The 15,129-nt window shown below is 29.3% G+C and carries 14 protein-coding genes; 10 read left to right on the plus strand and 4 right to left on the minus strand.

All coding sequences use genetic code 11. From position 1 onward, the window contains the following. The first annotated feature begins 33 nt into the window (after positions 1–33). The 9 genes from IAI56_RS00965 to IAI56_RS01005 all read left to right on the plus strand — a co-directional run bounded on the left by IAI56_RS00965 (position 34) and on the right by IAI56_RS01005 (position 9,879). Positions 34–585 carry a hypothetical protein gene (locus IAI56_RS00965; protein ID WP_187656093.1) on the plus strand — a complete coding sequence of 184 codons (552 nt, stop codon included), beginning with the start codon at positions 34–36 and terminating at the stop codon, positions 583–585. A gap of 122 nt (positions 586–707) precedes the next feature. Next, a complete protein-coding gene (locus IAI56_RS00970) occupies positions 708–1,979 on the plus strand; it encodes an oligosaccharide flippase family protein (RefSeq protein ID WP_187656094.1) in 1,272 nt (423 codons plus the stop codon). Next, entirely contained in the window at positions 1,972–2,649 is a 678-nt protein-coding gene (locus IAI56_RS16340; protein ID WP_280527434.1) for an acyltransferase, read from the plus strand. The genes IAI56_RS00970 and IAI56_RS16340 overlap by 8 nt, the downstream gene beginning before the upstream one ends. Continuing rightward, the gene (locus tag IAI56_RS00980; protein WP_187656095.1) at positions 2,649–3,872 is read left to right on the plus strand and encodes a hypothetical protein; all 1,224 of its coding nucleotides are present in this window, start codon (positions 2,649–2,651) and stop codon (positions 3,870–3,872) included. Before IAI56_RS16340 ends, IAI56_RS00980 begins: the two co-directional genes overlap by 1 nt. Continuing rightward, positions 3,872–5,038 carry a glycosyltransferase family 4 protein gene (locus tag IAI56_RS00985; protein WP_187656096.1) on the plus strand — a complete coding sequence of 389 codons (1,167 nt, stop codon included), beginning with the start codon at positions 3,872–3,874 and terminating at the stop codon, positions 5,036–5,038. The genes IAI56_RS00980 and IAI56_RS00985 overlap by 1 nt, the downstream gene beginning before the upstream one ends. Positions 5,039–5,116: 78 nt before the next feature. Continuing rightward, complete coding sequence (locus IAI56_RS00990) at positions 5,117–6,226, plus strand: DUF1972 domain-containing protein (RefSeq protein WP_187656097.1); 1,110 nt, start codon at positions 5,117–5,119, stop codon at positions 6,224–6,226. Further along, positions 6,165–7,514, plus strand: coding sequence for an O-antigen ligase family protein (locus IAI56_RS00995; RefSeq protein ID WP_187656098.1), 1,350 nt, complete (start codon positions 6,165–6,167; stop codon positions 7,512–7,514). The genes IAI56_RS00990 and IAI56_RS00995 overlap by 62 nt, the downstream gene beginning before the upstream one ends. An 8-nt stretch (positions 7,515–7,522) precedes the next feature. Continuing rightward, positions 7,523–8,506 carry a UDP-glucuronic acid decarboxylase family protein gene (locus tag IAI56_RS01000; RefSeq protein ID WP_187656099.1) on the plus strand — a complete coding sequence of 328 codons (984 nt, stop codon included), beginning with the start codon at positions 7,523–7,525 and terminating at the stop codon, positions 8,504–8,506. A 5-nt stretch (positions 8,507–8,511) separates the two neighbouring features. Further along, positions 8,512–9,879, plus strand: coding sequence for an undecaprenyl-phosphate glucose phosphotransferase (locus IAI56_RS01005; protein WP_187656100.1), 1,368 nt, complete (start codon positions 8,512–8,514; stop codon positions 9,877–9,879). Here IAI56_RS01005 and IAI56_RS01010 read toward each other — a convergent pair. Genes IAI56_RS01010 through IAI56_RS01020 form a run of 3 tightly spaced genes read right to left on the minus strand, consistent with a single transcriptional unit; the run spans position 9,876 to position 13,465 of the window. Next, a complete protein-coding gene (locus tag IAI56_RS01010) occupies positions 9,876–11,060 on the minus strand; it encodes a glycosyltransferase family 4 protein (RefSeq protein ID WP_187656101.1) in 1,185 nt (394 codons plus the stop codon). The genes IAI56_RS01005 and IAI56_RS01010 overlap by 4 nt on opposite strands. Beyond that, on the minus strand, positions 11,053–12,147 hold the full coding sequence (gene wecB, locus IAI56_RS01015) for a non-hydrolyzing UDP-N-acetylglucosamine 2-epimerase (protein ID WP_187656102.1): 1,095 nt from the start codon (positions 12,145–12,147) through the stop codon (positions 11,053–11,055). The genes IAI56_RS01010 and wecB overlap by 8 nt, the downstream gene beginning before the upstream one ends. 1 nt (position 12,148) lies before the next feature. Next, complete coding sequence (locus IAI56_RS01020; RefSeq protein ID WP_187656103.1) at positions 12,149–13,465, minus strand: phenylacetate--CoA ligase family protein; 1,317 nt, start codon at positions 13,463–13,465, stop codon at positions 12,149–12,151. A gap of 110 nt (positions 13,466–13,575) precedes the next feature. Between IAI56_RS01020 and purD the strand changes: the two genes are divergently transcribed. Further along, entirely contained in the window at positions 13,576–14,847 is a 1,272-nt protein-coding gene (gene purD, locus IAI56_RS01025; RefSeq protein WP_187656104.1) for a phosphoribosylamine--glycine ligase, read from the plus strand. Between the two features lie 44 nt (positions 14,848–14,891). Here purD and IAI56_RS01030 read toward each other — a convergent pair whose 3' ends face one another. Beyond that, on the minus strand, positions 14,892–15,122 hold the full coding sequence (locus IAI56_RS01030; protein WP_187656105.1) for a DUF6341 family protein: 231 nt from the start codon (positions 15,120–15,122) through the stop codon (positions 14,892–14,894). Between the last annotated feature and the right edge of the window lie 7 nt (positions 15,123–15,129).

Genomic DNA, 15,129 nt, shown 5'->3' on the forward strand with positions numbered 1-15,129 from the left:
AAACCTATTACATTTGCCAAAAAAAGTAAAAAAATGAGAAATAAATTTTTAATAGTTTTATTCGCAGTAAGCTCAGTTTTAGTTTCTTGTAAAAAAGAAAAAGAAGAAACAGTGGTAGAAGACAAAAATGTTAAAAAATTCTTTAGCGTAGAAGTAGAGGCAGCCGCTTCTAAAGCAGATAATTTCGCTGTGTATTTTTCTGAAGACAACACGGTTGACTTTAAAGGAGCAAACGCTGTTTGGTCTGGAATAAAGGGCGGAAATGCATTTGAAACCTTGAATTTCGCTTTGTCTGAAGAAAAAATCCCAACACACATAAGATTGGATTTCGGAATGAAGACGGATCAGGATTCGGTAGTGGTTAAAAACATTAAAGTAGGCTACTACGGAAACGATTACCAGTTCAAAGGTTCTGATTTCTTCCAATACTTTATTGAAGACAAGCAATTCAACACAAAAATTGATGCAGCTAAAGGAACGATCACCTTCCTGAAAAAAGACGGTGCTTATAAGACACCTTATTACTACCCAACTCAGGCAACGATTGATAACATCAAGAAAATCACAACTACGACTAAGAAATAATTAGCCGAAAGACAATAACGAAAATCACAAAATGTTTTAGGGCATTTTGTGATTTTTTAGTTTAACCAATCCTGTAAACCCCGTTTTTAGTTTTTATATTTGACAAAGCAAATCCGCAAAGTTTGAAACAAAAGATTCAAAGTGCCATCAAAAGCGACTTTTTTAAAAAATTCTCAATATATGGTTTTGGGCAGTTTTTTAATTTAGTTACACCATTACTGTTGATTCCTTACATTGTTAAAGTATGTGGTGAAGAAAATTTCGGGAAGGTATCGGTAGCTTTAGCAATAAGTTTCGTTCTAATTGTTTTTATTGATTATGGTTCTGAGTTAGTTGGTGTTCGCGACATTACAATAAATAGAAATGACAAGAAGGAATTACAACGAATTTTTTTAACAAATCTTGTTTCAAGGTTTTTAGTCTTGATTTTGGTTTTAGTTATATCGTTGGTGCTTATTATCTGCTTTCCTTTTTTGCAATCAGAAACTATTTTATTTGCGTTATCGCTTTTGATTATTCTTGGGCAATATTTAAACCAATCTTGGTTTTTACAAGGTGTTGATAACATCAAGTGGATTTCAATATCAAATATTATTTCAAAAATTATTTATGTTATTGGTGTTTTGGTCTTGGTGGTTAAAAAAGAAGATTACATCTATGTTAATTTTTCTTTCGGTTTAGGAACAATTATTTCCAATGGAATTTTCACTTATTTAATTTTTAAAAAGTATGATTTCAAATTTGAAAAAATAAGTAAAAGAGAAATTAAAGATTTTCTAAAAAGAGATTTTAAAATGTTCTCTTCACAAATATTTGTTGCCATTCAGCTTTATTCGCCAGTAGTTTTAGTCAGTTTTTTTGGGAACAACTTTATGGCAGGACAATATCGGATAGTAGAACAAATCATAGTTACTTTTAAAACGTATATTTTTTTATTCTTCAACTTTACTTATCCAAGAGTTTGTAATGACATTAATAATAATCCGTCTAAAACAAAAAGAAATTGGCTAATCATAAACACTGTCAATGTTTTATTTATAGTTTTTTTAATGTTGATTTTATATTTTAATTCAGAATTAATTGTAACTTTTTTTAATGCAACAACGGTCTTTGATTTAAGTAACTTATTAAAGATAGCTGTTTTTATACCAATTTTATTAGCTATTTCAATAAGTTTAAAGCAATTAGTTCTTGGTTATAATTTTCAAAAACAATATGTATTGATAACAACAGTTTCTGTGATTATAAGTTTAATTCTAATTGTTTTATTTCTTCCTATTTATAAACTTCAAGGTGTTTTTTATTCTCTTATTATAACTGAGGTAATTGTCATTATATTTTACTTATTTTGTATCAGAAAGCGACCAAATCATTTTTTAGCCAAAGATGTTTAGAAATCAGTTACAAAAAATAATAAACAAAGCCGGAAAATCATACCAAATTGATCCGAGAATTCCTGAACGATTAATCGTTCGGTCTTTTTACATAAGAGGAATAATGCTATTGAGAGGTTTACTAAAACTAAGAAAAAAAGTTTTTTTAGGAAAAAATGTAACCGTTTTGAATAAATCAAACTTTGTTTTAGGAAAAAATGTAACCATCGAAAGCTATACAATTTTAGATGGCTATGCATCGGGAAAAATAGTTTTAGGTGATAATGCTAAGATTGGAATGTATTCAAAATTACTTTCTACAAGTCATTTAGCAACCTTTGGGAAAGGCTTAAAAATGGGAAATAATTCAGCTATTGGAGATTACACTCATTTTGGTGCGCCAGGTGGAATTGAAATCGGAAACGATGTAATTATGGGTTCCTATATTTCGTTCCATTCAGAAAACCATAATTTCTCAGACACAACAAAGCTAATTAGAGAACAAGGTGTAACTTCAAAAGGAATAAAATTAGGCAATAATATATGGGTTGGTGCTAAAGTAACCTTCCTTGATGGATGTGTAGTTGGTGATAATTCAGTTGTTGCAGCTGGAGCAGTTGTTAACGGAATTTATCCTGATAATTCGGTTATTGGTGGTGTTCCGGCTAGAGTAATAAAAAAAATTGAATAATGAAGATTATCATTCCAAATAATTGGTTTTATCAACTGCTTTTTATACTCTGTATAGGCGTTACATATTTAGACAATTTTGAATTAACATTTGGAGTTTGGTCTTTGTCTTTTTTACTCACAATTTCAAGAAATTATTCCATATCATTATTCAAGTTAATAATTCCTTATCTATTAATTCTACTAATTGCTTTTGTGGTTATGTTGAATTATGATTATAAAAACTACTTCATAATTAGAGATATAACCTATCTTTCTAAACCTATCCTAGGATTTTTACTCGGATACCAGTTGTGTAAAAAAAATTTAAAGAATGCATTAGATTTAATTATCAAGACAGGATTTTTTATAGCGGTTTGCCATGTAATAATTATAATAATTGCAATTGTTGTTCATAAAGCTAGAACGGTTGCCGATTTACGATTGCATTCAGGATATTTTAGTGACTATGAAATTTACACATTTATCATTCTACTTTTTCACAAAAAATTCGAATTAAACTATTCTAAAAAACGACTTTTGATATATACAATTGTCATTGGTTTTTCTGCATTTATGTATTTAGCAAGAACAAACTTTATTCAGTTTTTAATCTTATTTTTGGCATTAAAAGGGTATTTTATAATTAATAAAAAGTCTGTTATTATAATTGGAAGCATTTTAGCAATATCTACTATAAGTTACACTTTAATTTATTATTCCTATCCAAGGAGAAGCGCTGAAGGAATAGAAGGATTTTTGTATAAAATTAAAAATGCTCCAATAGAAGCATTTAAAACAAAAGTTAATCTCGATGATTGGAAAGATTTTAATGACAATTATCGCTCACACGAAAATATTTCAACAATAAGACAAGTAAGTAATGACGGGATTACATCTATACTTTTTGGTAAAGGATTAGGTTCACAAATTGATTTAAAACAAGAAGTTTATCTTGGCGATATGAAACTCCGATTTATATCTATTTTGCATAACGGTTTTATGATTGTTTTTTTAAAATCAGGATTGTTGGGCATATTCATTTATTTATTTACCATTATTTATTTTTTAAAAAATAGAGATAGCAATATTAATATTGTAAATCAAATAAATTATATTTTCCTTGGAACTGGAATATTTTTGTTTGTATCCAATTGGGTTTTCTTGGGCTTTTATAATCTTACCGAATCTAAATCAATTCTCATTGGTTTTTTAATTGCTTATAAGCAAAAATTTTTAAAATAATGAAAAGCATTCTTTTTATTCATCAATCAGCCGAACTTTATGGTTCTGACAAGACTATGTTATACTTTCTTTCAGAGTTAGACAAAACAAAATACTTTCCAGTTATTGTTTTACCATTTGATGGTCCGTTAAAAGTTGAACTTGAGAAAAAGAATATTAAAGTTGTTATTGCTCCTGTTCTTAAATTGTATAGGAAGATGTTTACACCTAAAAATATGCTTTTATTTTTTAAGGAATATAAAAAAGGAATAAAAGTACTGGATGAACTTAACAAAGAACATAATTTTAAATTAGTTTATTCTCATACTTTGGCAGCTTTGATAGGAATTATTTTTGCTGAGAAAAGACAAATAAAGCATTTATGGCATGTTCAAGAGATTATTGCTAAACCAAAAATATTTAATCTAGGGTTTAAAAAATTACTTTCAAAAAAATCAAACCACAAAGTTGTCTATGACTCAATTGCAACAATGAATTTTTGGATTAAAGGGAATAAAAGTTTAGCAGCAAAATCTGAAGCTGTTTGGAATGGTATAGAAACTGATAATGTTCCCACATTTTCTATAGAAAGAATACAGGAAGTTAGGTGTAATTTTTTTACAGCTAGTGAAGATGAAATAGTTATTGCATTAGTGGGAAGAATAAATAGTTGGAAAGGACAGCAATTACTTTTAAAAGCATTCAATATTTTATCTAAAACAAATAAAAACATAAAACTTGTTTATTTAGGTTCAGCTCCACCAAATCAGGAAATATTTGAAATAGAACTTAACGATAAAATAAAGGAGTATAAATTAGATAAAAGAGTTATTATAATACCATTTCAGAAAGAAATTTCTAAATTTTGGAACTCAATAGATATTGCAGTTGTACCATCGACAGAACCCGAACCTTTTGGAATGGTTGTTATAGAAGCAATGCTTGCTAAAAAACCAGTTGTAGCGTCCAATCATGGCGGACCAACAGAGATTGTTATTGATAATTATACAGGTTTTTTGTTTGAGCCTAATAATTTTGAAAGTTTAGCTAATGCTTTGAATAAGCTAATTTACGATAAACAAATGAGGATTGATTATGGAAAACATGGATACCAAAGGGTTTTGGAAAAGTTTTCACTAAAAAGTCACGTGAGTCATTTTGAGAAAATTTTTGAGGAATTGATATGATCTCAATTTTAGATTTTAAAAGACTTTATTCCATAAATTTCTTTTTCCTATTTTTGCCATCGAAAAGAAACTAGGTTGATGAAAATAGCTATACTCGGAACTCGTGGCGTGCCCAATTATTACGGAGGATTTGAACAATTTGCTGAATTTTTTTCAGTTTATTTGGTTGAACAAGGTCACGAAGTATATTGCTATAATTCTCATGATCATCCGTTTCAAGAGAAAACATTTCACGGCGTAAATATTATCCATAAACATGATCCAGAATATAAATACGGTACGTTTGGTCAGTTTATTTATGATTACAATTGTATCATAGATTCTCGCAAAAGGAATTTTGACATCATTCTTCAGTTAGGTTATACCAGCAATTCGATATGGTGTTTTCTTTTACCAAAAAAATCAATTATTATCACCAATATGGATGGTTTAGAGTGGAAACGTTCTAAATATTCGCGACCAGTTCAGCAGTTTTTAAAATTTGCCGAAAGATTGGCAGCTATTAGTAGTGATTATTTGGTTTCAGATTCTATTGGAATTCAAAAATTCTTGAAAGAAAAATATAAAAAAGATTCAACCTATATTGCTTATGGTGCGCATCCGTTCGATAACCCAAATGAGCAAATTCTTCAAGAATATTATGTTGAAAAAGGAAAGTACAACATGATAATGGCACGTTTTGAACCCGAGAATAATTTAGATATGGTTCTAGAAGGTGTATCTATTAGCGATGTTGAAACCACCATTTTAGTCATAGGAAAAAATCACACAAAATATGGCGAATATTTAAAGAAAAAGTACAAAGATTTTCCAAATATTCGTTTCATAGGCGCACTTTACAACTTGGAACACCTAGACAATTTGAGATATTTTTCAAATCTCTATTTTCACGGTCATTCCGTTGGAGGAACAAATCCATCATTACTAGAAGCAATGGCTTCAAAAGCATTTGTAATTGCGCATAACAACGATTTTAACAAAGGAATTTTAAAAGAAAATAGCTATTATTTCTCTAATCCTCAAGAAGTTAAAAATATTATCGAAACTATCAAAAAAAATGATAACTTGCATCTGGTTCAAGCCAACTTTAAAGCAATTGTAAATCAATTTAACTGGAGCAAAATTAATGGCGAATATTTACAACTTTTTGAAGAATGTTTTGCTAGACATAAAAAGTCAAACAAATAATAATATCCTTTTTTTATGGTCATTGTTGCTGCTAGTAACAATTCCGCTTCCATTTGCTGTTAACAATGTTGTTTTAGCAGTATTTTTACTTATCAGCATCCTAAAATTTAAGAAAGAAAATGTAAGTTTCAATCTGTTTTTGATTGTTCCAATTGTACTATTCTTTTGGATGGCTTTGTCCTATTTTTGGAGCATTGACCAAGAAACTACGTTAAAAGCAATTCCAAAAGAAATCACATTATTACTAATCCCGATTGCTTTTGCGGTAAACAAAAAATTTACTTCAATTCAAACCGAAAAAATAAAGCAATATTACAGCTATTCGATGGTTATTTTGGCTGTTTTTTTCATGTTGAGAGCAACGTTTAGATATTTCATAAATCAAGATTCAAGAGCATTTTTTTACCACGGCGAAGATTATGTTGATTATGGTTTAGTTCCAAAACTTTTAAATGCCATTCATGTATCGGTTTTTGCAGCTGTTGCTTTGTTTTACTTTGTTTCAAAAGAAGTTAAGACCAAATTTGAAAACGTAGCTGCTATTTTACTTTTTGCCTTTATAATTTTACTTTCCTCCAAAAATATAATCGTTGTAGTTTTACTGTTAGGATTATTGTATTTCTTTTATTTTTCAAAATCTTCTCAAAAATTACGACTGAGAAACTTGATAGTTTTTGGATTAGTATTAGGCTTAATCGTTTCGTTTGGAAAAATTAAAAACCGATTTAAAGAAGAATTTCAAAGTAATACAGACAAAAGTATTAGTGCAGATGTAATTAGTAATGTTCCTCAAGGTGTTCATTACATAAGTTTAAAAGAAGCTTGGACAAACGAAACATTTTCACCAAATGATTATTTTCCAGGAACAGCTTTCAGAGTGTATCAATTTAGGATTTTTACTGAAATTATTTCTGAGAATAATGCTTATTTATTAGGATTTGGATTAAATGCTTCCACCCAAAAAATTAAAGAAAAAGCAGTTCAATACAATTTATTTCTTGGAGATAAAGAGCATGAAGGTTATCAAGATAAGAATCTTCACAATCAATATATTCAAAATTTTTCCGATTTAGGGATTATAGGATTTGCATTATTGTTAATAATAGTACTGTTTAACATAAAAAATGCCATAAAAAACAAAGATTTTGTTCATTTTGCTTTTGCAATTCTAATGATAAGTTTATTTTTGACAGAATCATTTTTATGGCGACAAAGAGGTGTTGTGTTTTTCACACTTTTTTATTGTCTTTTCAATTCTAATGTATTGAAAGACAATCCTAAAAATTAAAAAATTATATGAAAAGAATTTTAATTACAGGTGCAGCAGGTTTTCTTGGCTCACATTTGTGCGATCGTTTTATTGCCGAAGGTTATTTTGTTATCGGAATGGATAATTTAATAACAGGCGATTTAAAAAATATTGAACATCTTTTTAAAGATAAAAACTTCGAATTTTATCATCATGATGTAACAAAATTTGTTCACGTGCCGGGAAAATTAGATTATATTCTACATTTTGCTTCGCCGGCAAGTCCGATAGATTACCTGAAAATTCCTATTCAAACTCTAAAAGTAGGTTCGCTTGGAACACATAATTTACTTGGATTAGCTCGAGTAAAAAAAGCTAGAATTCTTATCGCTTCAACTTCAGAAGTATATGGCGATCCATTAGTTCATCCACAAACCGAAGAATATTATGGAAACGTAAACACTATTGGTCCAAGAGGTGTTTATGACGAAGCCAAGCGTTTTCAAGAATCAATTACGATGGCATATCATACATTCCATGGTGTTGAAACCAGAATTGTTAGAATTTTCAATACGTATGGACCAAGAATGCGACTGAATGATGGTCGTGTAATTCCAGCATTTATTGGACAAGCACTTCGCGGAGAAGATTTAACCATTTTTGGAGATGGAAGTCAAACACGTTCTTTTTGCTATGTTACAGATCAAGTAGAAGGAATTTTTAGACTTTTACATTCGGATTACGTTTATCCAGTAAACATTGGAAATCCTGATGAAATTACCATCAAAGATTTTGCAGAAGAAATTATTAAATTAACCGGGACCAATCAAAAAGTAGTATATCATCCGTTACCAATCAACGATCCATTACAACGTCAACCTGATACTACTAAAGCCAAAGAAATATTAGGTTGGGAAGCCAAAGTAAATAGAGAAGAAGGAATGAAATTGACTTACGAGTATTTCAAATCACTTTCTTCGGAAGAATTGTTAAAAGAAGAACACAAAGATTTCAAAGGTTACATCCATTAAAAAATATGGTTGCACAACAAACAGGAAGATATTCAAAATACATTAGACCAATCAATATTGTTTTTGATCTAATAGTTATTACGACTTTAAGTTTATATTTCTTTAGAGATTTAAACCTTCCGTTGTTGTATTACATTATTTATCAAACTATTACATGGGTTGTCATAGCATTGATAGTAAAATACTATGAAGTTTTTCGTTTTACAACACCTGTTGAAATCATCAGCAAATTAGTAAAACAATTTAGCATTTTTTTGTTAGTTGTCATTGCTTTTTTCCCTTTTTCTAAGGAAACTATTTTCAGTGGAAAAGCCATCGCAATGTTTATGATAACAAGTTTTGTTGCTATTGTTAGTTTCAAATATTTTTGGTTTTTTTATCTAAAAAAATACCGAATAGTTACAGGAAGTAATTTTAGAAATGCTGTGATTATTGGTTATACAAGTGAATCCATTCGATTAAAAGGAGTTTTAGAAAACAGAAAAGATTATGGATATCGTTTCTTCGGTTTTTTTTCTGACAAAAAACAAAATTCTGAAATAAAAGGAAGAATAGAAGATTTAAAACACTTTGTGATTGAAAATAAAATTGACGAAATTTTTTGTTCGTTGAATGAAATTTCCAATGAGAAATTAAAGGATTTAGTTGAATTTGCCGATGATAATAAAAAAGCAATAAAATTCATTCCTGATACCAAAGAGATTTTTTCTAAAAACTTAAAAATCAATTACTATGAACTTTTTCCTGTACTTACATTACAGAAAACAGAGCTTCACAATCCTTTGATTAAAGGTTTTAAAAGAACATTTGATATAATATTTTCTTTGATAGTAATTCTATTTTTACTTTCATGGTTAATTCCACTTTTGGCAATTTTAATAAAACTTGAATCAAAAGGACCAGTTTTTTTCAAACAAGGAAGACCAGGTTTGGACGAAGAAGAATTTTTCTGTTATAAATTTCGTTCGATGCAAGTCAATCGTTTTACCGAAAAAGAAGCTTCCAAAAACGATCCAAGAGTTACCAAAATGGGTAAGTTTATGCGAAAAACAAGTATTGATGAATTGCCACAATTTTTTAACGTGCTTCTTGGTGATATGTCAGTCGTTGGTCCAAGACCGCATCTTTGGTCACAAAACAAAGCTTATGCCAGCAAAATCAAGAAATATATGGTTCGACATTATGTAAAACCAGGTATCACAGGTTTAGCTCAAGTAAAAGGTTTTAGAGGTGAAATTGAAACTGAAGAAGACATGATTAACCGAATAAAATATGATGTTTTTTATATCGAAAATTGGTCAATAATCATGGACTTAAAAATTATTTTTCAAACCGTGGTTAATATCTTTAAAGGAGAAGAAAAGGCGTATTAAAAAACATTTTTATCGATTAAATAATTCATTTGATTATCTAAATTGAAAACTTCTTTTGTTTCTTCAAAAATTCTTTTTTTCATCAAATTCAAATTATATTTATCTAAATTTGAAATCAATTTTAGTTTGTTATTCAAGTCATTATAATCTTCTACAGAAGCAACCCAACCTAGATTATTTTCTTCAACTATATTTTCTCCTTCTCCACCACCAAAATATAAAATTGGAAATCCTAGTGAACCATATTCAAATATTTTTGAAGGAACAGAACCATAAATTCTCGTTTTCAATGGAACCACTGCAATGTCAAAGGACTTAAGTTTTTCATGTAAATCATTGCGATTTAACATTCCATGAAAGAAGATATTTTTTCCTTTTTCGGTTAAAATTAATTCTTCAATTTGTTTTTTTTCAGCACCATTTCCAAATAAGTGTAACTCAATATTCAAACCATCTAATTCAATTTTTTCACACAGTTCATAAATACCTTGTGCAATACCTAAAAGCCCAGCGTAAAATATTCTAATAGGTTGATTTTCCAGAGATATTAAATTTAAATTTTCAATTTTATGATCAGGAAAGTTACGATATAAATAACAATTTTTATTAGGAAATAAAGTCTTTATATGAGTTAATATTTCATCAGATTGACCTAAAATTAAGGTAGCTTTTTTATAAATATATTGTTCTAAAAACAATGAAAATTTATGAGAAAATGAGCCTTTTTTCAACGCTTTCAACTCTACAGCAGCCAATGGCCACAAATCAGAAACATTAAGAATTATTTTTTTCTTTTTTAGGGAAAGTATAAAAACAGAAATAAATGAAAGTAATAATGGTGGCGATTGAACGATAACTTTATTAGGCGTTTTTTTAAAAGATAAATAGAAAAATAAACTCAAGGTAAACGATAATACTGATAAAAGTCTAATAAATAGATTTTTACTGATACTTGGATAAATCCAGAGCCTTTTAACTGTTATAGAATCTTTATTTTCTGTAAGTGAAAATTTCCCTTTATATTCTGGAAATAGTTTTCCTTCTGGGTAATTACCAAGTGGGCAAACTACGGTAACTGAGTAATTTTTTTCGTGTAGTTTTTTCGCTAATTGTTCAATTCTATTAGCGGCAGCACCTTTTTCTGGTGGATAATAATTGGATATAATTAAAATATCATTCATTATTTTTTGATAAGATAATATCAATTATTCTTTCTGAAGCTTTTCCATCCCAAAGCTCTGGAATTCCTGATTTTTTCGAACCATTTTTTAAAAATTCACCAAATATTTTTTCTAAATTATTTATTGATGTCCCAATTAGATTATTAGTTCCAATAGTTATAGTTTCTGGCCTTTCTGTTGTAGTTCTTAATGTAAAACAAGGAATATTCAAAACTGTAGTTTCTTCTGAAATTCCTCCAGAATCAGTAATTACTGCAAAACTGTTTTTTATTAAATACATAAAATTAAGATAGCCTTGTGGTTCAACAGTTATAATGTTTTTTAAACTCAGATTTTGTTCACCAAGAATAGATTTTGTTCTCGGATGAATTGGGAAAATTACCTTTTTTTCACCTACTATTTTATCAATTCCTTTTAGTAAATCGATTAATGAATTTTCTTCATCTACATTCGACGGACGATGCAATGTTAAAATAATATAATTTCCAGTTTCTAACTGATATTCGTTCCAAAAAGATGGAGCGGAAATTCGCTCTAAATTTTGATACAAAGTATCAATCATAACATTTCCAACAAAATGAATTGATGATGGTTCTGCACCATATTTTAAAAGGTTTTCTCCAGCCCAAGTTGAGGTTGTAAAAAAATAATCAGTTATGCTATCGGTTACAATTCTATTAATTTCTTCTGGCATTGTCATATCGCCAGAGCGAATTCCTGCTTCTACATGAGTAACTTTTATATTTAATTTTTTTGCTACAATCGCACACGCCATTGTTGAATTTACATCGCCAACCACCAATACTAAGTCACAAGGATTTTCTAGTAATTCTTGTTCAAATGCAATCATTATTGCAGCGGTTTGTTGCGCCTGTGTTCCACTTTTTACTTCAAGATTTGAGTTTGGATGAGGAATATTTAATTCTTCAAAAAAGGTATCACTTAAATTTTTATCATAATGTTGTCCTGTATGAACTAGTCTAAAAGAAATTGTCTTACCTTCACTTTGGTTCTTTTCAATAGCTTTGATTATAGGTGCAATTTTTATAAAATTTGGTCTTGCACCAGCGACTATGGTAATTTTCATTTTAGTTTTTTATTAGTGATACAAACTGTTTCAATTTTCCACTTTTAGAACGGGTTAATTTTTCTTTTCGTATGAAATTAAAATGTAAACCATTTTCTAAATATGTAGAAATAGCTTTTCCGATAGTTTTAATTTGATTGTTATCAAGTTCCTTTTGACTTACATATTCGATGTCAAAAGTATCAATTTTTGTTTGTTTTACCACAAATTCTTTTACATTTCCATCATCCTCAATAATACTTTTGGTAACGTAGTAAAAAGTTAATCCTGGTGATTTTTTTCCGCTTGGAAGAATCGCAATATCATTTGTTCTTCCAATTAGTTTTTTTAGAATAGGTTTTTTTAATGTACTTTTTTCATCAAGAATTCCAATATCACCAATGTCATATCTTATAAAAGAATGTGCTTTGTTGTACAAAGATGTAATTACAATTCGTCCTTCTTTTCCGTTGGGAAGCACGTTATCATTATCGTCTAAAATTTCTACAAATAAGGTTTCAGAATTTACTTGCCATTCATCTTGAGGATTTTGAAAAGCTATCAAGTCCAATTCTGAAGCACCGTATTCATTTATAATTGGTACACCAAACTGTTTTTCCATCAAAATTTTATCTTCATCAAATAACATTTCTGAAGTAACAACACAACATTTCAACGTTGGACAAACCGATGTTAATACAATGTTTTTCTTTTGAAGAAATTTAGCAAATAAAACGATAGAAGAAGTATAACCGTTAATGTAATCGAACTTTTTATTCTGAAATTTCAGCAACACTTTTTCAAGAATTTCATCGGATAAATCAAAAATAGTGAATCGATAACTGTTTTTCAAAACATCTTTTAATCGTTCTTTCTTGTTTCCAATAAAATCTAAAGGAATTCCATAAAATCTTGCTTGTTTAGACGAATTAAAATCAATTCCAAACCATCCAAATCTATTGATGATATTTGCCCAAGTCAAGGCATGACAAAATTTATCTTTCGCAAAAATAAACGGATCGCCACTGGAACCCGAAGTTTTATTGACGTAAACATTTTTTAATGTAAAGCCTTTAGAAAGTCTTTCAGATAAAGGTTTCTGAAATTCTTTTTTTGTCATTATCGGAAGTTCACTCCAATTTTGAATCTCCAATTTTCCAACAATTTCTTGATACGATTTATTGTTTTTTAGATGATATTCAACAATTTCTTTTCGTTTTAAATTAATATAATTTTCATATTCAGCATCAGAAATGGCTTGAATTTTTTCAAATTCAGCAATTGCTTCCTTCACAGGAAAACCATTTAATTTGAGCGATAAATTGAAAAGTTGAAACACAAAAATTCTATTTTGTTCAAAAATACAAAAACAAAAACTTTTCTACTGATTAGCTTTAAATTCTTTTGAAAACAAACTATTTTTGCAACACAACATAACAGCACAACACAATGACAATTTTACTACTTGGTTCTGGAGGAAGAGAACATGCTCTTGCATGGAAAATGTTACAATCTAACAAATGTTCTAAACTTTTTGTAGCTCCAGGAAATGCTGGAACATCGCAAATTGCAACAAACGTTTCTTTAAATATTTTAGATTTTGATGCCATAAAAACATTTGCTTTAGCAGAAAAAGTGGATATGGTTGTTGTTGGTCCAGAAGATCCTTTGGTTCACGGAATTTATGATTTCTTCAAAAACGATTCTGATTTAAATCATATTCCTGTAATTGGTCCGTCAAAAGTTGGCGCACAATTAGAAGGAAGTAAAGAATTTGCTAAAGAATTTCTTATCAAACATAAAATCCCAACTGCAGCTTATGATAGTTTTACCAAAGAAACAGTTGAAAAAGGATGTAATTTTCTAGAAACTTTACAACCTCCATACGTTTTAAAAGCAGATGGTTTGGCTGCTGGAAAAGGTGTTTTGATTATTCAAGATTTGGAAGAAGCCAAAACTGAATTAAGAAACATGTTGCTTCATGAAAAATTTGGAACAGCAAGCGCAAAAGTGGTTATCGAAGAGTTTCTTGACGGAATTGAACTTAGTTGTTTTGTTTTAACCGACGGAAAAAACTACAAAATTCTGCCAACTGCGAAAGATTATAAGAGAATTGGTGAAGGCGACACAGGTTTAAATACTGGTGGAATGGGTGCAGTTTCTCCAGTTCCTTTTGCAGATGCAGTTTTGTTGGAAAAAATTGAAACCCGAATTGTAAAACCAACAATTGCAGGTTTGCAAAGCGACGGAATTGAATATAAAGGTTTTGTTTTCATAGGATTAATAAACGTAAAAGGCGAACCAATTGTTATAGAATACAATGTAAGAATGGGCGATCCAGAAACGGAAGTTGTAATTCCGAGATTGAAATCGGATTTAGTAGAACTTTTTCAAGCAGTTGGAAATCAAACTTTGGATCAAGTTTCTTTAGAAATTGACGAAAGAAGTGCTACTACAATTATGGTAGTTTCTGGCGGTTATCCAGAAGATTACGGAAAAGGATTTGAAATTTCTGGATTGGAAAATATAGAAGGTTCAATTGCTTTTCATGCTGGAACAAAACTCGTAAATGGAAAGGTTTTGACTAATGGCGGAAGAGTTATCGCAGTGACTTCGTATGGAAATAATTTTGAAGAAGCCATAAAAAAATCTTATCAAAACATAGACAAGCTACATTTTGATAAGATGTATTTTAGAAAAGATATCGGTTTTGACCTCTAATTAAAATTGAGAATTTGTAATTCTAAAATCTAATTTCAGAATTCTTATTTTAAAAAAGAATGAGCCGTTGTATCTTGATTTTCAGTTCCAGCTTCGTCAAAAATACGTAATTGTTTAATCCAATATACCATATAATAACCACAAATAGCCATTAATATCCAACTGATAGAATTTGCTAACCACCAATTGTCTAATTCAAGTGCGCGTAACCAATCCAATGGTTTGAATAAAAAATCTACAAATAAAGACTGAATCGCTTCAAAAAATGCTTTCATTTTATAA

The organism is Flavobacterium macrobrachii, from assembly GCF_014486675.1.
GTDB classification, from domain to species: domain Bacteria; phylum Bacteroidota; class Bacteroidia; order Flavobacteriales; family Flavobacteriaceae; genus Flavobacterium; species Flavobacterium macrobrachii.